Raw genomic sequence first — 17,847 nt, 5'->3', positions numbered from 1 at the left:
CGGGACCGGCCTTCCGAAAAGATCACGTTCGAACAAAGAGATGAGAGCGGGACTGCTTCAGTCCGATCCGTTCGTGCGCTGTGACAAATCAGATACTTAATGGCGATTTTTGTACCGCACACGCTGATTTGACCTCTCCCTTGTGCTTGCGAGGCGCCGGAGGGGCCTGTAAAACCGGCGACGGTCAATACTTCCGTGTTTTCAAGGGCTAGCCCCGATTGGAAGCGACCGTAGAGCGTTGTGCACGCCCGGAAAACCCAAGCTAGACAATTCGCGCCGATTTCAGAACTGGACAGGGCATGCTCGAGAAGAATTCCGAAAGTCAGGTCCACGTCGGAAAGGTCGAGGAGCCGCCGCAGGGGGCCAGTATCGCTTTCGGGCTGGAGCGCATCGGGCTGATCGCGGTCAAGGCGCCGGTCGTCTCGCTGATCGTCCTGGTCGCGCTGATGATCGCGGCCGTGTTCGGCGTCCAGCGAATCAAGATCGACGATTCGCTGTCGCAACTGTTCCGTTCCAACACCAAGGACTACAAGCAATATGAGGAGGTGACGAAGCGCTTCCCGGCGACCGAGTTCGACGTGCTGGTCGTGGTCGAGGGCAAGACGCTGCTGGCGCGCGACAACCTCGAGAAATTGCGCGACATGGTCACCGACCTGCAACTGGTCGACGGGGTGCGCGGCCTGATCTCGCTGTTCTCGGCGCGGCAGGCGCCGGAGCCCGGCAAACTGCCGGCGGCGCTATTCCCCAACGAACTGCCGGAAGGCGCCGCCTACGACAAGTTCGTCGAGACGGTGAAATCCAACGAGATCATTCGCGGCAAGCTGTTGTCGGAGGACGGTACGCTGGCCCTGGTCGTGCTGTCGCTCGATCCCGAAGTGGTCTCGAGCAATAAGCTGAGCACAGCAGTCGGCGAGATCCGCAAGGTGATGGCCGACGATCTCTCCGGCAGCGGCCTCAATGCCCAGCTCTCCGGCGTGCCGGTGATGCAGCTCGAGATCCGCAACGCGGTCGAACGCGACGGGTTGACCTACAACGTCCTCGGCATCCTTGCCGGCTGCATCATCGCGATCATCTTCTTCCGCAAGATCTCCTTCATGGTGGTGGCGGCATTCCCGCCGATGATCGCGATCCTGCTCGCGCTCGGCGCCCTCGGCTGGGCCAATTTCAATCTCAACATGTTCCTGAACGTGATGACGCCGCTCATCATGGTGATCAGCTTCTCCGACTCGATGCAGCTCACCTTCGCGGCGCGCGACCGGCTGATCGCAGGGCAGGACAAATTGAGCGCGTTCACCAATGCCGTGCGGGTGGTGGGGCCGGCCTGCGTGCTGACGCACGCGACCGCCGGCATTTCCTTTATCGCGCTGCAGTTCTCCGATTCCGACCTGATCCGCAAATTCGGCGAGGCGGGCTTGGCCGCCACCATCATCGCGCTGCTCGCGGTGTTGTCGCTGGTGCCGGTATTCGGCGTATTGTTCGTGCGCAACGAGCGCATCTTCGCGGTCAAGTTCCAGAGCGCCGATGCCGGCGTGCAGGCGCTGCGCAATTTCTGCTACTGGATCGCGGTCCGCATGGTCAGCCGGCCCGGGCTGTTCAGCCTGGTCGCGCTGATCTTCGTCGGCGGGCTCGGCATCATCTATGCCAATCTCGAGCCGCGCTATCGGCTGGCCGACCAGGTGCCGAACAAGCAGCAGGCGGTCGAGGCCAGCAATCGGCTTGACGCCAAGCTGACCGGCGCCAATCCGATCGACGTCCTGATCGAATTCCCGAAGGGCGCTTCGCTCTACGCGCCCGAGACCTTGAAGGTGATCGCTGAGGTTCACTCCACGGTCGAAGGCGCGGCCGGCGTCGGCAACGTCTGGTCGCTGGAAACGCTGCGCCGCTGGCTCGCCGAGAAGGCGGGTGCAACCGACGTGGCGACGCTGAAGGAATATGTCAGCGTCATCCCCGAACATCTGGTGCGGCGCTTCATCTCCGCAAATCAGGATGCCGTGGTGGTGTCCGGTCGCGTGCCCGATCTCGATTCAAGCGAGATCCTGCCGGTGGTCGACAAGCTCGATCACGCGCTCGACAAGGTGCGCGCCGAACATCCCGGCTACGAGATCGCCGTCACCGGGCTGTCGGCGATCGCCGCGCGCAACAGCGCCAGCATGATCGAGAAGCTCAACCACGGGCTGACGATCGAGTTCGCCCTGGTCGCGATCTTCATCGGGCTCGCCTTCCGCTCCGTCGTCGTGATGTTCTCCTGCATCCTGCCGGGCATCTTCCCGGTGGTGCTGTCGGGCACGGTGTTGTGGCTGCTCGGCGAAGGCCTACAGTTTGCGAGCGTGGTGGCGCTGACGGTATCGTTCGGCCTCGGCCTCTCCGCGACCATCCACTTCCTCAATCGCCTGAGGCTCGAGCGCAAGCCCGGCATCAGCGCCGCGCTCGCGGTGGAGCGCGCGACCGTGCTGGTCGGACCCGCGCTGATCCTGACCACGGTGGTGCTGGCCTGCGGCCTGGTGGTGACCGTATTCTCCGACCTGCCGTCGCTGCGCCTGTTCGGCTGGCTCTCCGCCTTCTCGATGATCGCAGCCCTTGTCGCCGACCTCTTCATCCTCCGGCCGACCGCGATGTTCCTGATCAACCTGTCGGAGAAATTGCGCGGCACCGCCACGCCACCGCCGCAGGCGAAGGCTGCGGAGTGATGCAGTAACTGTAGCCCGGGTGGAGCGCCAGCGTAACCCGGGGCCGCGCGGAACGCTGATGCTGATGTCCCGAGTTACGCGTTCGCTTCACCCGGGCTACGAACTGCACCCCGCGAGCGTGGAGGTGAGGGAAAGCAAATCGTCTACCCCAGAGCCCCATTCAGCGCCGCCTTGTCGTGCAGCGAGAAACTCGGCCCGACATACATGAACGAGCATTGGTGGATCACGATCTGTCCACTGCTCACCGTGACATGCGAATAGTCCGGCGCCTCGTGCGAGCCGGGAATGTGGCCCTGGGTATCGAGGTCAAATGCGACCTGGTGCGCCAGCGCGCGCTGGATGTGGAAGGGGATGCCGTTCCAGAGTCCTGCGATCGGCCGGTGCAGATGGCCCATGAACAGGTAGTCCGGCCGGCGCGTGCGCGCGATCACCTCCCACTCGGCGTCCGGATTCGCAAGGCGAATGGTGTCCATGTAGCGCAGGCCGGTGTCGAACGGCGGGTGATGCTGGAATAAGAGCAGCGGACGGTCGTTCGGCGCTGAGGTCAGCGCATGCTCGAGGAAGGCGAGGCGGCGCTCGCAGAGCAGGCCCTCATGGTTCGGAGCCGCCTCGTTCAACGTGTCGAGGGCGACGATGGTCGCGGCGTCGAATACCTGCATGGATTGCACAAAGCCGTCGCCGTCTCTGACAACGCCAGGAAAATAGCGGCCGAACGTATCGCGGCGGTCGTGATTGCCCATCATCAGGATGGTCGGCGCGTTCAGTCGCGCCAGCACGTCGGCAAGATGCTCGTAAGCCGCGTCCTCGCCCCAATGGGCGAGGTCGCCGGTGACGATGACGAAGGCAAGGTCGGGATGGTCACGGTTGATGCAGGTGATCGCGGCCGCGAGCCGCTCCGCCGGATCGAGACCGTAGATCGTGCGGCCGCTAGCGACGAAATGGGTATCGGTCAGGACGACAAACTTCATCGCACCATGGTCTCCCGGTTCCAGGTCTGATAGTCGGGCGAACCCTCGATGCGGAGCGGACCGTCGTAGCCGAATTCCACCATGTGTACGGTGACGTAATCCTCGCCCAAGAACACAACGCCGTAGGCTTCAGGCAGATCCGACGCGCACAGGACCTCTGTTTCGGCGAACAGCGGATAGCTCGCATGGTTGGTGCCGCGCAGCGAGGAGACGGGAATGCCGGCGACCGATCCCGCGAGCGGCAGGTGGCAATGGCCGAAGAAGATATGCCGGATCTGCTCGCGATGCCGCGCCACCAATCGGCGGAAGGCGGCGTCATCGAGCAGACGGATCTGATCGAGCGGCGCAATATGCGTCGGCATCGGGTTGTGATGCATGAACAGCAGGAACGGCCCGTCATGCTCGGCGAACCGCGCCGCGAGCCAGCCAAGCCGTTCGTCGCAATAGCGGCCGGCGTGCGTTTCCGGTTGGGCAGTGTCGAGGAACAGGCAGCGCGCGGCGGGCAAATCATGGACGCCCTGCACGAAGCCGCCTTCTCCAGCGAGGTCGGGAAACACGCTGAGGAAGTTGGCGCGGTTGTCGTGGTTGCCGATGCACAGCCGCACCGGGATCGGGAACTGCTCAAGGCGTTGCTTCAGCCACCGATAGTCGTCGCGGTCGCCCCAGTCCGAAAGGTCGCCGGTGATCACCATCAGTTCGGCGTCATGGTGATCCCTGAGGATGTGGGTCAGCGCGCGTTCAAAGTTCTTCCGCGGATCGCGGCCACCGATGGTCGAGCCCGGCGCAGTCAGGTGGATATCGCTCATATGGATGAGTTTCATTGGGGGCGCTCCGCAAAATGAGCTGCGAGGCGCATGATACGCCCCGCAGCGGGTTTCGAAAGGTCCTAAAGCGCGATGAGATGAGGATGAATCATCATCGCGCTTTACGCTATTGTTTGAGCATGATCTCCGCGCAAACGCTCCGCGTTTGTCGCGAGGGAAAACCGCTTCACACTTTTCCGGTTCATGCTTTAGCGCGCCGCGCCTGATGTCTTCGGCAGCAGCTTCTGCACGTCGGCGGTCATCTCGGAGAGCACGGCATCAGCCTCCTTGGAGCGCGCGCCGCTGATGATCGAGTTCATGTGGTCCTTGATCACGTCGGTGATCTTGAGGCCGTTATCGCCGGGGAAGGCGTACCATTTGGTGAGCAGCGCCATCTGGCTCACCGCGGTGTAGTTGTTCGGGTTCTTGCTGTAGAAGTCCTTCAGGTAGACTTCGTTGGCGACCTTGTTGGCCGGCATGTAGCCGGTGGTCTCGGCCATGATTGCCGCGCCCTTCGGACCGGCCCAGAACTTCACGACTTCCCACGCCGCGTCGCGCTTGGCTTTGTCCTTGGACAGGATCATCACGACATTGCCGCCCGCCGGCAGGCGTCCGTTCGGCGATGCGACGTCGGGGAAGGTGTGGGTCTTGAGCTCGAACTTGCCGCCGATCATCTGGGTGACCTTGTTCAGATCGGAGGTCGAGGTGATGTGGAAACCGGTCTTGCCGGCGGCAAAGGCCGCGCGCATCGCGGGCTGGTCGAGGTTCGGCATGCCGCCTTCATTGACGAGGCGGGCGAGCATGCGGATCGCGAACTGCCCTTCGGGACCGTCGAAGGCGACTTTGGTCTCGTCGGTATTCAGCATGCTGCCGCCGCGCGCGAACACCGGAGCCTGCCACAGCCAGTTGCCGGTGATGTCCCAAACATAGGTCACGCCGTTGATGTCAGGGCCGAGCGCCTTGATCTTCTTCGCCTGTGCGATCAGCTCGTCCCAGGTCTTCGGCAGGTTGTTGGGATCGCCGCCGGCCTGCTTCAACAGGTCGAGATTGACATAGACGATCGGCAGCGAGATCGCGAAGGGCAGGGCATAGATCTTGCCGCTGGCGGTGCCGATGTCGAACATCGCCTGGTGGAAACCCTTGCGGTCAAAATCCTTCTCGGCGACGATGTAATCGTCGAGTTGGGCCGGGATGTTCTTGTCGACGAGCACGCGGATGCGGTTCAGGCCCTGGAAGGTGACGTCGGGCATCTGGTTCGTGACCGCTTCGCGCAGCACCTTCTGGGTAGCGTCCTCATAGGATTCGTAAGGCGCGCGCAGCGTGATCTTGATGTCCGGCCGCTCCTTGGCGAACTCTTCGGCGATACGCTTGTGGGTCTCGGTGAACAGCTCCGGATACGGATATTGCAGCACGATCTCGGTCTGCGTTTGTGCCAGCGACGCGCTGGCGGCAAGCGACAGCACGGCTCCGGCGATCCACGATTTCAGCATAGGGCAGGCTCCTGTTTGAGGTGACGGCGTTATTTGATTCCGGTCAGCGTGATGCCTTCGATGAAGCGACGCTGCGCGAGCAGGAAGGCGATCAGGAGCGGCGCGATGATCACCATCGCCGCCGCCATCAGCGGGCCGTAATTGGTGCCGGCTTCGTTGTTGCGGAAATGCGCCACCGCCAGCGGCGGGGTGCGCAGTTGCTCGCTGTTGAGCACGATCAGCGGCCAGAAATAGTCGTTCCAATGCGCGACCACGGAGAAGATGCCGAAGGCGGTGACCGCGGGGATCGCGGCAGGCAGCATCACACGCCAGACGATGCCGAACTCGGAGATGCCGTCCATGCGCGCCGCGTCCACGAGATCGTCGGGGACCGACTTGAAGAACTGGCGCATCAGGAAGATGCCGAACACAGAAATCGTGAACGGCAGCACGAGCGCCGCATAGCTGTCGAGCAGGCCGAGCTTATGCAGCAGCAGAAACACCGGGATCGCAGTGGCCTGCGGCGGAATCAGGATTCCGAACAGCACCAGCGCGAACAGCGTGTCGCGGCCGAGAAAACGCAGCTTCGCCAGCGCATAGGCGGCGGGCAGCGCGATCAGCACCTGCAGCACGAAGATCGAGATGGTGACGATCACGCCGTTGAGCAGGAAACGCCAGAGATTGGCCTTGGCGAATGCGATCGTCAAATTGTCCCACAGCGCGAAATGATGCGGGATCAGGTGCAGCTCGCTGGAGAACACTTCCTCCGGCGGTTTTGAGGCCGTGGAAATCATCCAGATGAACGGGGCAAGCAGCAACACGGCGCCCGCGATCAGGAGCAAATGGCGGATGGCGGGCCAGAGCGGAATGGTGCGGATACTGTTCATGCGTATTGCACGCCGCGATCGGCGAGCCTCGCTTTGATCAAGGTGAGCAGGAGGACGAAGACCAGGAACACGACCGTGAGGGCGGCGCCGTAGCCTGAGCGGAAGAACTCGAATCCCTCGGTGTACATGGTGTGGATCAGCACCTCCGTGGATTTCGACGGCCCGCCTTTGGTGAGGATGTGCACGGTGTCGAACACCTGGAACGAGCGTATGCCGCTGATCACGATCACGAAGGTCGTCACCGGGCCAAGCATCGGCCAGGTCACCAGGCGAAACCGCGCCCAGGCGCTGGCGGCGCCGTCGATCTCGGCGGCCTCGTAGAGCTGCTTCGGGATCGACACCAGGCCGGCGAGAAACAGCACCATGTTGAAGCCGACCGCCTGCCAGATGCCGATTGCGCAGAGCGCATAGAGCGCGGTGCCGCGGTCCTGCAGCCAGCTAAAGGCCGGCAGCCCGGCGCCGCGCAACAGCCCGTTCACCAGGCCGAACTGCGGATGCAGCATGAATTCCCAGACCACAGCCATCGCGATCAGCGTCGCCATCACCGGCAGGAAGTAGATGGTGCGGTAGAGGCTGCGCAGGCTGGTGCCGCTTTCGATCAGAAGCGCGATGCCGAGCCCGAGCGTCACCGCGCCGGGCACCACGATCACGACATAGGTCAGCGTGTTGCGCAGCGAGATCCAGAACACCCGATCGGCGAACATGTCCTGGTAGTTGGCAAGGCCGATCCAGGAGAAGGCGGGAGCGCCGAGCTGATAGTCGGTGAAGGAGAGCGCGATCACGCTCGCGAGCGGGCCGAGCAGCATGAGCAGCATCAGCGTGAAAGCCGGCGCGACCAGGCCGTAGGCCGTCGATGCGCGGTGGTCGCGTTTGCGCAGGGCTGCGCTCGCCGCAGGCGCGGCGACCGAGGCAGTGTCGATCGTTGCGGCGTCAGACAATGGCCCGCTCCCGCACGCGCTCGGTGTGCTCGATCTCGACCTCGATCCGTTTGCCCTCGGCGTTGAAGGCGCGCACGGCATCCGTCGCGAAGCCGAATGAGACCGGGGTTGCGATCGGCGGCAGTCGTCTCGGGTCGTCGATACGCGCCACGAGACGCGCGTCGCTGCCATTGATGCCGAGATGCACGAACGCTTCCGAGCCCATGTTCTCGACATGTACGACGTGGCCGGAGAACGGCCCGCCGCCGAGCTCGATCCGCTCGGGGCGCACGCCGATCCGGCAGGGGCACGCGCGGTAGGGCTCGTCAATCGCAATGCGATACCGAGCGCCTCGATGCGGCCGTCGTCGCGGATCCGCCCGGGCAGGATGTTGATCTTCGGGCTGCCGACGAATTCGGCGACGCGGATATCGCGCGGGTTGTCGTAGATGTCGGTGGGCGTGCCGACCTGCACCAGCTCACCGCCGATCATCACGGCGATCCGGCTCGACATTGTCATCGCCTCGGCCTGGTCATGGGTGACGTAGACGAAGGTGGTGTTCAGCCGGCGGTGCAGTTGCGCGAGCTCGGCGCGCATATGGACGCGCAGCTTGGCGTCGAGGTTGGACAGCGGCTCGTCGAACAGGAAGGCCACCGGCTGGCGCACGATGGCGCGTCCGACCGCGATGCGCTGCCGCTGTCCGCCCGACAATTGCGCCGGCTTGCGAGCGAGCAAATGCGCGATTTCGAGCTGTTCGGCGACCTTTGCCACATCCTCGCGGATGCCGCGTTCCTTGCGGCGCCGGCTCGGCAGCAGCGCGCCGAGGAGGGGCAGGCGTTCGATCGCCGAGAGGCGCCGCATGCGCAAGGGCACCGCGATGTTGTCGAACGCGCTCAAGTGCGGATAGAGCGCGTAGGACTGGAACACCATCGCGAGGTTGCGCGCGCTCGGCCTGATCCCGTCGGCAGCGACGCCATCGATCCTGACCTCGCCCGCGCTCTGCGGCTCGAGACCTGCGATCACGCGCAGCAGCGTTGATTTGCCGCAGCCGGACGGACCGACCAGCGAGATGAACTCGCCATCCTCGATCCTGAGGTCGACGCCCTTCAGGATTTCCGTGCCGTCGAAGGATTTCCTGATGGCGCTGAGTTCGATCGTTGCCATGTTGCCCCGTGCATCAAGCCGTGTCGTTGGTGCACAGGGTTACGGAAGCGGTCTGACAGTCACATAACGTTCAAAAGCTTTTCTTAGGCTGATCGCAGGCTTTGCTTTGATGCCCTGCGGACGCGGTGTCGCAGCAACCAGGGGTGACTGACATTGGCTTTGACATGGTCTCGCGTGCGGGCGGTGAACGCGGTGTTCGAGTGCGGAACGTTTGCGGGCGCGGCGCGGCGGCTCGGCGTGTCGCAGCCGGCGGTGGCGCAACTGGTGCGCGATTTCGAAGCCGAATTCGACGTCGCGCTGTTCGATCGCCACGGCCAGACGCTGGTGGCCACCCCGCTGTGCCGCCGGCTCTATGCCACGACACAACGGGTCCAGGCGATCGAGACGGATGCGCTTGCGATCCTGGAGCAGCGCGACGAAGTGTCGGGCGGCGAATTGCGGATCGGGCTTGGCAATGCAATGCCGGGCATGTCGCTGATCGCGACGTTCAGGAAGCTGTTTCCGAAAATCCAGGTCAATGTCGAGATCGGCAGCTGGTCGGCGATCGTGGGAGCCGTGGTCGATCAGCGCGTCGACGTCGGCGTGCTTCCCGAAGTGCCCAACGGCAATCGCTTTCGCCGCGAAGCCTGTGTGCAGCAGCGCGTGGTGGCGATCTGCCATCCCGGTCATGCGCTGAGCCGTCAGGCGCGGGTGGCGGTCGCGGACCTCGTGCAATATCCGCTGGTGTTTCGCGACCGCGATTCATCGGCGCAGCGCGCGCTCGATAAGGCGTTTCGCGCCGCCAATCTGCAGCCGACGCCCGCGCTCGTCGTGAACACGCGCGAGGGCATGCTCGAGGCCGTCGCGCACCGGCTTGGCGTCGGCTTCATCTGGGAGCACGGTTCGAGCCGCGTCGACCGCATCGCGAAGGCCGCGATCGCGGAAATGGACGTGGGCTCGCCGGAATATATCTTCTCGCTCGCCGGCAAGCGCGGCAAGCTGGTCGACCTGTTCTATCACGCGCGCGGCATGTCATCGCCCCGCGACGGCATGGTGTCCTGACCGCGCCTCGTTTAAGGAAACATCAACAATGAATGAAGCGCCGCGTCCGCGCCCGAAGATTGCCGACACCGTCATCGAGCCGACGGTCAAGCTGCGCGAGAGCACGATCGGCAAGTGCTGCGAGATCCTCGGCGATACCTCCGTCGAATATTCGGAGCTCGGCGATTTCTCCTATCTCGGCCCCGGCTGCATGGTCGGAGATGCAGAGATCGGCCGGTTCTGCGCCATCGCCGCGCAGGTCCGGATCGGGGCACCGAACCATCCGATCGACCGTCCGTCGCTGCACCGTTTCACCTACTGTCCCGAATACTACTCGGAGACGGCCGAGCGTGATCGCGGCTTCTTCGCCGAGCGGAGGGACGATCGGGTGGTGATCGGCAACGATGTGTGGATCGGCCACGCCGCGATCGTGCTCCCCGGCGTCACGGTAGGGGACGGCGCGGTGCTGGCGGCGGGCGCCGTGGTGACGCGCGACGTGGCGCCTTATACCATCGTCGGCGGCGTGCCGGCTCGCCAGATCCGCGAGCGGTTCAATCGCAAGATCGCGGCACAGCTTGCACGGATTGCCTGGTGGGATTGGCCGTTCGAAACCATCATGGCGCGCCTGGGCGAATTCCAGTCGACCGACATCGAGGCCTTCTGCGCGCGCTGGGACGATACTGCGACAGTGTCGTAGCCCGGGCTACGCTGTCGCTTCGCCCGGGCCACAGAGTTCGCGGCCGTATCAGCCCTTCGTCAGGGTGATGTTGACGCCGCGGATCTCGCCCTTGGAGTCGATCTGCACGACCTGCCTGTTGCCGTGGGCGCGCAGGTTCAGCGTGGCGGCGAATCCGGACGCCTCGACGAACACCTCGATCTGGCCGCCGCCCGCGGTACCCTGCAGGTTGCCGAAGATGTTGCGGCTCCTCTCGCTCCAGTTGCCGGAGATGCGGTCACCCTGGCTCGTTACGTCGCTGGAGAGGTCGAACTTATAGCTGTCGCTGGCGCAATTCAGGCTCTGCTTCAGGCCAAGCCCGGTGGCGTTGACCTTGTAGCTGGCCTTGCAGCGGATCCGTTCGGTGGTGCCGTTGGAGAGCGCAACGGTGCCCGAACCGCTCCACGATCCGTCAAAGCCAGCGAATGGTCCCGACGATTGGGCGTTGCCCGCGCTGACCGACAACATGACCACCGCGCCAATGCCGGCCGCCGCGATCGCGCGCCCGAACAAGCCCAAACCAAACCGCTTCATTGTGAGTTTTCCCATCAAAAATCGACGACCTTCTTCAAGATACGCCTCGCCGCATCGAACACTTAGTGTTGATCGCGATCCCACAGGTTCAAACGACCCACCCTGCCTGTCATAGCCGGCGGAATCGCGGGAAACAGGCCATTTTTGCTCGACAGAATCAAGCCGCATCTCACGTCATGTCTGTTCATCCGATATCGGCACCTGCGCTGCAACAGTCTGTAGCGAACCGTGATCGAAAGGAATTTCTTGGTTTTTCAACTGATTAGATGGCCCTTTACAGCACCGCAAATTTGGCCGCATTTAGCGGCGCTTGTCCTTTCTTCGTCGCTTTGCTACGCGGCGGCGCAAATCCCAATAAATCCGCGCCGGGTCCTGCCGAAACGCAATTTCCGGAACAGGGTTTTTTGCTGTCGAAAATGAAGGAATACGATGCGTAAAGTTCTATTGGCCCTCGCGCTGTTGTCGATCCCGTTTTCATCTGACGCCTTCGCCCAGCAGCAATCGCGCAGCGGCACGCCTGAGGAACAGAAGGCCTGCACCCGCGACGTTCAGAAGCACTGCCGCGCGGTGATCGATCAGGGCGATTTCACCATCCTCGCCTGCCTGAAGGAGAACCGCACCAAGATCAGCGCGGCCTGCGACCAGGTATTGAAGAGCCACGGGCAGTAACGCCGTATTTTGCACGCGAAAAATTGCCGCAAGAGAGCCTGTGCCCACTGTGTGATATTGGGCACAGGCGCCGCGCACATTGCCCATACAGCATTGGTTTTGGTCGCGTATTCCCCTATATGGGGCACGCAATCCACCGCATGCGCAACTTCTGGCGCATGCCCTTAGCCAGGGCGAATGTGGCCGGTTCCTGATGACAAGCGCGAGCGAACTGCGATCCGGGAAGACCCACCGCGACGAGAATTTTCCGGTCGCGTCGTGGATCATTCATCCGCGTCACCGCGCCCTGATCCTTTCCTTCTATAATTTCGTCCGCACCGCCGACGACATCGCCGACCACGCAACGTTGCCGGCGGACGAAAAGCTCCATTATCTCGATCTGCTCGAGAAGGAGCTCCTGGGTGAGGGTGATACCCAAAAGGAAGCCGTCAACCTGCGCCGTGCACTCGCCGAGCGAGCGATGCCGCCGCGCCACGCGCTGGACGTGCTGGTCGCGTTCCGCATGGATGTGACAAAGCTGCGCTACGAGAACTGGGACGAGGTGATCCATTACTGCCGCTACTCGGCGATGCCGGTCGGCCGTTTCATGCTCGACGTCCACGGCGAGAGCACGTCCACCTGGGCGGCGTCGGACGCGCTGTGCGCGGGCTTGCAGATCAACAACCACCTGCAAGATTGCGCCAAGGACTACAAGAATCTCAACCGTATCTACCTGCCGCGCGATGCGCTGGCCGCATCCGGCGCGACCGTCGAGATGCTCGGGGAGCCGAAGTCTCCCCCGTCGCTGCTGCAATGCCTGCAGGCGCTCGCGGTGCGCACCGAGACGCTGCTTGCCGAAAGCAAGTCGCTCGCCGCCGAGGTGAAGGATCTGCGGTTGGGTCTGGAGATATCCGTGATCCAGGCATTCGCCGACAGGATCGTGAACATGCTGAAGGTGCGCGATCCCCTCAGCGAGCGCGTGCATCTCAGTCCGCTCGAAATGCTCGGCAACAGCCTCGGCGGCGTCGCCGGCGAATTGGCCCGTCGCGCCATCGGGCGCCGGCCGGTGTCAAAAACGGCGGCCGGCGCATGAGCGTTGAGACGGCGGCGGCCAACGCAGAAGACTATGGCACCACCGCGTCCGGCAGTTCGTTCTACGCAGCGATGCGGATCCTGCCGCGCGCGCAGCGCGATGCGATGTTCCTGATCTACAGCTTTTGCCGCCAGGTCGACGATATCGCTGATTCCCACGGTCCGCGCGACGAGCGGCTGGCCGCGTTGCAGCAATGGCGTGACGATATCGATGCGCTGTACCAGGGCAATCCGCCGCCGCGGCTCAAGGACTATGTTGCCTCGGTCAAGTCCTTCGGCCTGAAGCGCGAGGACTTTCTTGCTATCGTCGACGGCATGGAGATGGATGTGCCGCAGGACATCCGCGCCCCCGACATGGCGACGCTCGATCTCTATTGCGACCGCGTGGCGAGCGCGGTCGGCCGGCTCTCGGTGCGGGTGTTCGGCCTGCCCGAGGAGGACGGCGTCCTGCTCGCGCATCATCTTGGCCGGGCGCTGCAGCTCACCAACATCCTGCGCGACGTCGACGAGGACGCCGGCCTCGGCCGGCTCTATCTGCCGCGCGAGATGCTGCTCCATGCCGGCATTACGTCTAACGACCCCCAGCGGGTGATCGCCGAGCGCAACTTGCCGAAAGTGTGCCTGCCGCTTGCCGAACGGGCGAAGAAACATTTCGAGAAGGCGGATGACATCATGAAGCGTAATTCGCGGCGCGCGGTGCGCGCGCCACGGATCATGTCGAAATACTATGGCGCGATCCTCGATCTCCTGATCGCCCGGGGTTTTGCAACGCCACGCGAGCCCGTTCGCGTCGGCAAGATGCAAAAGATCGGCATTCTTCTTCGTTACGCGTTCATCTGACATCTGATGCAAAAGACCGTTCATATCATCGGCGCCGGTATTTCCGGCCTCTCGGCAGCCGTTCGCCTTTCGAGCGCGAACTACACGGTGCACGTCCACGAGGCGACGCAGCAAACCGGCGGCCGTTGCCGCTCTTATTTCGACGCCGCGACCAATCTCACCATCGACAACGGCAATCACCTATTGCTGTCCGGCAATCGCCATGCCCTGGCCTATGCAAAATCGATCGGCACCGAAGCCGGGCTGGTCGGGCCGGAACGCGCGAAATTTCCCTTTGTCGATCTTGCAAGCGGCAAGCGCTGGGAACTCGATCTCGGCGCTTCCCGCCTGCCGCTCTGGGTGTTCGACGAAGCGCGCCGGGTTCCCGACACGAGCTTACGCGACTACCTCGCGCTGGCGCCGATCGCCTGGGCCGGCACCGACAAGCGGGTCGGCGATACCATCGCATGCAAAGGCACGCTGTACGATCGTCTGGTGCAGCCGCTGTTGCTTGCCGCGCTCAATGTCGACCCGCCCGAGGGCTCGGCGGGATTGGCCGGTGCGATCGTACGCGAGACGCTGCTTGCCGGCGGCGAGTCCTGCCGGCCGCTGATTGCCCGCGACGGTTTGAGCTCGGTCCTGATCGAACCCGCGGTGAAGCTGCTGCAGGAGAGGGGTTCGAGCGTGCGGCTCGGCCATGAGCTGCGACAGTTCGGCACGGTGTCCGATCATGTCAGCGAGCTGAAATTCGGCGACGATACGATCGATCTGGCGCCCACTGACGCGGTGGTGCTCGCAGTGCCGCCGCGCGCTGCGGCATCGCTGGTGCCGGGCCTGAAGACGCCGACCAAATTCCGCGCCATCGTGAACGCGCATTTCCGCTTCGATCCGCCGCCCAATGCTGCGCCGATCCTCGGCGTGATCGGCGGCCTCGTCGAATGGTTGTTCGCGTTCCCGCAGCGGCTCTCGGTCACGATCAGCAATGGCGATCGTCTCGTCGACATGCCGCGCGAGGAACTCGCCCAGGCGATCTGGCGCGATGTCTGCAAGGCCGCCGGCATTTCCGGCGAATTGCCTCCATTGCCCGCCTGGCAGATCGTGCGCGAGCGCCGTGCCACATTCGAGGCCACGCCGGAACAGCACGCTCTGCGCCCCGGCGCGGTCACGGCCTATAAAAACCTGTTTCTCGCCGGCGATTGGACTGATACGGGACTGCCGGCAACGATCGAGGGATCGGTGCGGTCGGGTGACCGCGCCGCCGATCTGGTCCTGGCGAGGCACTGACATACACCGGCGCACGTAGCAGCAGCACGTTCAAGAGAAGGAGAAATCGAACAAAATGGATGCCGTCAACGATACCGCCACCGTCGATCCGATCGCACTGGAGAAGAGCATCTCCACGGCGACCGAGGCGCTGCTCGGCCATCGGCAATCCGACGGACATTGGGTGTTCGAACTCGAGGCCGACAGCACGATCCCGGCGGAATATGTGCTGCTGTGCCACTATCTGGGCGAGCCCGTCGACAGCGGGCTGGAGGCGAAGATCGGCAACTACCTTCGCCGTGTGCAGGGCGCCCATGGCGGTTGGCCATTGGTGCATGACGGTCCGTTCGATATGAGCGCGAGCGTGAAGGCCTATTTCGCGCTGAAGGTGATCGGCGATTCCGTCGACGCGCCGCATATGGTGAAAGCGCGCGAGGCGATCCGTTCGCGCGGCGGAGCCGCGGGCTCCAACGTCTTCACCCGCTTCCTGCTGGCGCTGTTTGGTATCGTGACCTGGCGCGCGACGCCGGTGCTGCCGGTCGAGATCATGCTGCTGCCGATGTGGTCGCCGTTCCACATCAACAAGATCTCTTACTGGGCGCGCACCACGATGGTGCCGCTGATGGTCCTGGCCGCGCTGAAGCCGCGCGCCAAGAACCCGAAGGGCGTCGGCCTCGACGAACTGTTCCTGCAGGATCCCAAGTCGGTCGGCATGCCGCCGAAGGCGCCGCATCAGAGCTGGGGCTGGTTCCTGCTGTTCCGCGGACTCGATAGCGTCCTGCGCGTAGTCGAGCCGCTATTTACCAAGAGCCTGCGCCAGCGTGCGATCGATGCCGCGCTCGCCTTCATCGAAGAGCGGTTGAACGGCGAGGACGGCATGGGCGCGATCTATCCGCCGATGGCCAACATCGTGATGATGTATGACGCGCTCGGCAAGGACGAGAACTATCCGCCGCGTGCCGCCACGCGGCGCGGCCTGGAGAAGCTCCTGGTGATCCGCGACAACGAGGCCTATTGCCAGCCCTGCGTATCGCCGGTGTGGGACACTGCGCTGACCTGCCACGCGCTGGAGGAGGTAGGCGGCGAGGAGACCTTTGCCAAGGCCAAGCAGGGACTCGATTGGCTGAAGCCGCGGCAAGTGCTCGATTTCAAGGGCGACTGGGCAGTGAAGGCGCCCGACGTCCGGCCGGGCGGCTGGGCGTTCCAGTACAACAACGACCACTATCCCGACCTCGATGACACCGCTGTGGTGGTCATGGCGATGGACCGGGCGCGCCGCTATACCGGCACCAAGGAGTACGATGCGGCGATTGCCCGCGCCCGCGAATGGATCGAGGGCTTGCAGAGCCGCGATGGCGGTTGGGCCGCCTTCGACGTCAACAACCTCGAATATTACCTCAACAACATCCCGTTCTCCGACCATGGCGCGCTGCTCGATCCGCCGACCGAGGACGTCACCGCGCGCTGCGTCTCGATGCTGGCGCAGCTCGGCGAGACCGAAAAGACCAGCAAGGCGGTTGCTGACGGCGTCGCCTACCTGCGCCGCACCCAGCTTGCCGAAGGTTCCTGGTTCGGCCGCTGGGGGCTGAACTACATCTATGGCACCTGGTCGGTGCTCTGCGCGCTCAACGCCGCCGGCGTCGACCATCAGGACCCGATGATTCGGAAGGCGGTCGATTGGCTGGTGTCGGTCCAGAATCAGGACGGCGGATGGGGCGAGGACGCCGTCAGCTACCGGCTCGACTATCGGGGCTATGAGGCCGCGCCTTCGACCTCCTCGCAAACGGCATGGGCTTTGCTCGCGCTGATGGCGGCGGGAGAAGTCGAAAACCCCGCAGTTCGAGGGGGGGTGGAGTACCTAAAAAGCACACAGAGCGAAAAAGGACTCTGGGAGGAGCAGCGCTTCACGGCTACGGGCTTCCCGCGTGTGTTTTACTTGCGTTATCATGGCTACTCCAAGTTCTTCCCGCTCTGGGCGCTAGCGCGGTATCGGAATTTGCGAAGCACGAACAGCAGGGTGGTAGGGGTCGGAATGTGAGCTTGGGGGCGGGGGCCGCCGCGACTGTGGGGAAAATGCTGGATCCGCGGCCGGTCTTGATCGTAACGGGGTTAGTGCAGGAGGCCCGCATCGCGGCTGGGCCCGGCATGATCGTTATTTGCAGTTCCAGCGATCCGCAGCAGCTTCGTGCGCTATTGGCAACACTCGATTCGTCATCGTTCCGCGGCGTGATCTCGTTCGGCGTGGCCGGCGGGCTCGATCCGGCGTTGCGATCGGGTGACGTCGTGGTGGCGACGGAGGTGCTTTCCGGCGACACCCGATTCTTGGCCGATATGGCCTTGAACGACGAGATGGTTGCCAGCGCCACCTTGAAGCGCCGCAAGATCGTCAGGGGCGGGCTCGCGGGCGTCGAACAGGTGATTGCGGCCAGGGCCTGCAAGGCGGCGCTGCGCTCCGAAACCGGCGCTGCCGCCGTTGACATGGAAAGCCACATCGCTGCGGCCTACGCGGCCAGGGCGGGCGTTCCGTTCGCGGCGCTCCGGGTGATCAGCGATCCCGCCCACCGCGCGCTGCCGGAATTGGCGAAGACCGCGGTCAAGCCGAACGGCGACATCGACCTGCGCAAGGTCCTGCGCGGGGTGGCGCGCAACCCGCTGACGCTGCGCTCGTTGGTCTCGACCGGAATCGACTTCAACCGCGCGCTGCGCTCCTTGCGCGGCTGCCGTGGCTTCCTGCTGGGCGGCGAGACCCTCGTCCCCGTGGAGCCGATTCGCTCGGCGGCGTAGCTGCTGAGGCCGTAGCCCGGGTGAAGCGTCAGCGTAACCCGGGACCGGTACAAACGCGGATCGCAGGTGTCCCGGGT

At 63.9% G+C, this 17,847-nt stretch carries 16 protein-coding genes and 1 pseudogene; 10 read left to right on the top strand and 7 right to left on the bottom strand.

The features are described 5' to 3' along the window. Positions 1 to 299 precede the first annotated feature (299 nt). On the top strand, positions 300 to 2,687 hold the full coding sequence (locus YY7_RS0134550; protein WP_028167185.1) for an efflux RND transporter permease subunit: 2,388 nt from the start codon (positions 300 to 302) through the stop codon (positions 2,685 to 2,687). A gap of 143 nt (positions 2,688 to 2,830) precedes the next feature. On the opposite strand, the gene YY7_RS0134545 is transcribed toward YY7_RS0134550, so the two are convergent. From YY7_RS0134545 to YY7_RS65275, 6 genes and pseudogenes are all read right to left on the bottom strand, one after another. Further along, entirely contained in the window at positions 2,831 to 3,655 is an 825-nt protein-coding gene (locus YY7_RS0134545) for a phosphodiesterase (protein ID WP_028167184.1), read from the bottom strand. Then, positions 3,652 to 4,476: a phosphodiesterase gene (locus YY7_RS0134540; RefSeq protein WP_028167183.1), complete on the bottom strand. Its 825-nt coding sequence runs from the start codon at positions 4,474 to 4,476 to the stop codon at positions 3,652 to 3,654. Before YY7_RS0134540 ends, YY7_RS0134545 begins: the two co-directional genes overlap by 4 nt. A gap of 191 nt (positions 4,477 to 4,667) precedes the next feature. Further along, entirely contained in the window at positions 4,668 to 5,948 is a 1,281-nt protein-coding gene (locus tag YY7_RS0134535) for an ABC transporter substrate-binding protein (protein WP_028167182.1), read from the bottom strand. Between the two features lie 29 nt (positions 5,949 to 5,977). Beyond that, positions 5,978 to 6,814: a carbohydrate ABC transporter permease gene (locus YY7_RS0134530; protein WP_028167181.1), complete on the bottom strand. Its 837-nt coding sequence runs from the start codon at positions 6,812 to 6,814 to the stop codon at positions 5,978 to 5,980. Beyond that, a complete protein-coding gene (locus YY7_RS0134525; protein WP_028167180.1) occupies positions 6,811 to 7,752 on the bottom strand; it encodes a carbohydrate ABC transporter permease in 942 nt (313 codons plus the stop codon). Before YY7_RS0134525 ends, YY7_RS0134530 begins: the two co-directional genes overlap by 4 nt. Continuing rightward, positions 7,745 to 8,895 (bottom strand): annotated as a pseudogene (locus YY7_RS65275) (ABC transporter ATP-binding protein). Before YY7_RS65275 ends, YY7_RS0134525 begins: the two are co-directional and overlap by 8 nt. 153 nt (positions 8,896 to 9,048) lie before the next feature. Here YY7_RS65275 and YY7_RS0134515 point away from each other — a divergent pair. Next, positions 9,049 to 9,936, top strand: coding sequence for a LysR family transcriptional regulator (locus tag YY7_RS0134515; RefSeq protein ID WP_028167179.1), 888 nt, complete (start codon positions 9,049 to 9,051; stop codon positions 9,934 to 9,936). A gap of 28 nt (positions 9,937 to 9,964) precedes the next feature. Continuing rightward, positions 9,965 to 10,612 (top strand): DapH/DapD/GlmU-related protein, encoded by a 648-nt coding sequence (locus YY7_RS0134510; protein WP_028167178.1) that lies wholly within the window; start codon positions 9,965 to 9,967, stop codon positions 10,610 to 10,612. A gap of 48 nt (positions 10,613 to 10,660) precedes the next feature. Here YY7_RS0134510 and YY7_RS0134505 read toward each other — a convergent pair whose 3' ends face one another. Then, the gene (locus YY7_RS0134505; protein ID WP_028167177.1) at positions 10,661 to 11,164 is read right to left on the bottom strand and encodes a hypothetical protein; all 504 of its coding nucleotides are present in this window, start codon (positions 11,162 to 11,164) and stop codon (positions 10,661 to 10,663) included. A 266-nt stretch (positions 11,165 to 11,430) separates the two neighbouring features. Between YY7_RS0134505 and YY7_RS60915 the strand changes: the two genes are divergently transcribed. From YY7_RS60915 to YY7_RS0134470, 7 genes are all read left to right on the top strand, one after another. Then, positions 11,431 to 11,601 carry a hypothetical protein gene (locus YY7_RS60915; protein WP_155255431.1) on the top strand — a complete coding sequence of 57 codons (171 nt, stop codon included), beginning with the start codon at positions 11,431 to 11,433 and terminating at the stop codon, positions 11,599 to 11,601. Next, entirely contained in the window at positions 11,594 to 11,833 is a 240-nt protein-coding gene (locus tag YY7_RS0134495; RefSeq protein ID WP_028167176.1) for a cysteine rich repeat-containing protein, read from the top strand. Before YY7_RS60915 ends, YY7_RS0134495 begins: the two co-directional genes overlap by 8 nt. A 193-nt stretch (positions 11,834 to 12,026) precedes the next feature. Continuing rightward, positions 12,027 to 12,905 carry a squalene synthase HpnC gene (gene hpnC, locus YY7_RS0134490; protein WP_028167175.1) on the top strand — a complete coding sequence of 293 codons (879 nt, stop codon included), beginning with the start codon at positions 12,027 to 12,029 and terminating at the stop codon, positions 12,903 to 12,905. Then, positions 12,902 to 13,744: a presqualene diphosphate synthase HpnD gene (hpnD, locus tag YY7_RS0134485; RefSeq protein ID WP_028167174.1), complete on the top strand. Its 843-nt coding sequence runs from the start codon at positions 12,902 to 12,904 to the stop codon at positions 13,742 to 13,744. The genes hpnC and hpnD overlap by 4 nt, the downstream gene beginning before the upstream one ends. Before the next feature lie 6 nt (positions 13,745 to 13,750). Then, the gene (hpnE, locus tag YY7_RS0134480) at positions 13,751 to 15,007 is read left to right on the top strand and encodes a hydroxysqualene dehydroxylase HpnE (protein WP_028167173.1); all 1,257 of its coding nucleotides are present in this window, start codon (positions 13,751 to 13,753) and stop codon (positions 15,005 to 15,007) included. Between the two features lie 55 nt (positions 15,008 to 15,062). Continuing rightward, positions 15,063 to 17,024, top strand: coding sequence for a squalene--hopene cyclase (gene shc, locus YY7_RS0134475; RefSeq protein ID WP_028167172.1), 1,962 nt, complete (start codon positions 15,063 to 15,065; stop codon positions 17,022 to 17,024). Next, on the top strand, positions 17,021 to 17,770 hold the full coding sequence (locus YY7_RS0134470) for a phosphorylase (protein WP_028167171.1): 750 nt from the start codon (positions 17,021 to 17,023) through the stop codon (positions 17,768 to 17,770). Before shc ends, YY7_RS0134470 begins: the two co-directional genes overlap by 4 nt. The last annotated feature ends 77 nt before the right edge of the window (positions 17,771 to 17,847 follow it).

Source organism: Bradyrhizobium elkanii WSM2783 (genome assembly GCF_000472865.1).
Classification (GTDB): domain Bacteria; phylum Pseudomonadota; class Alphaproteobacteria; order Rhizobiales; family Xanthobacteraceae; genus Bradyrhizobium; species Bradyrhizobium elkanii_A.
The sequence above is the reverse complement of the archived record's forward strand: the minus strand, read 5'-3'. Positions and strand labels throughout refer to the sequence as shown.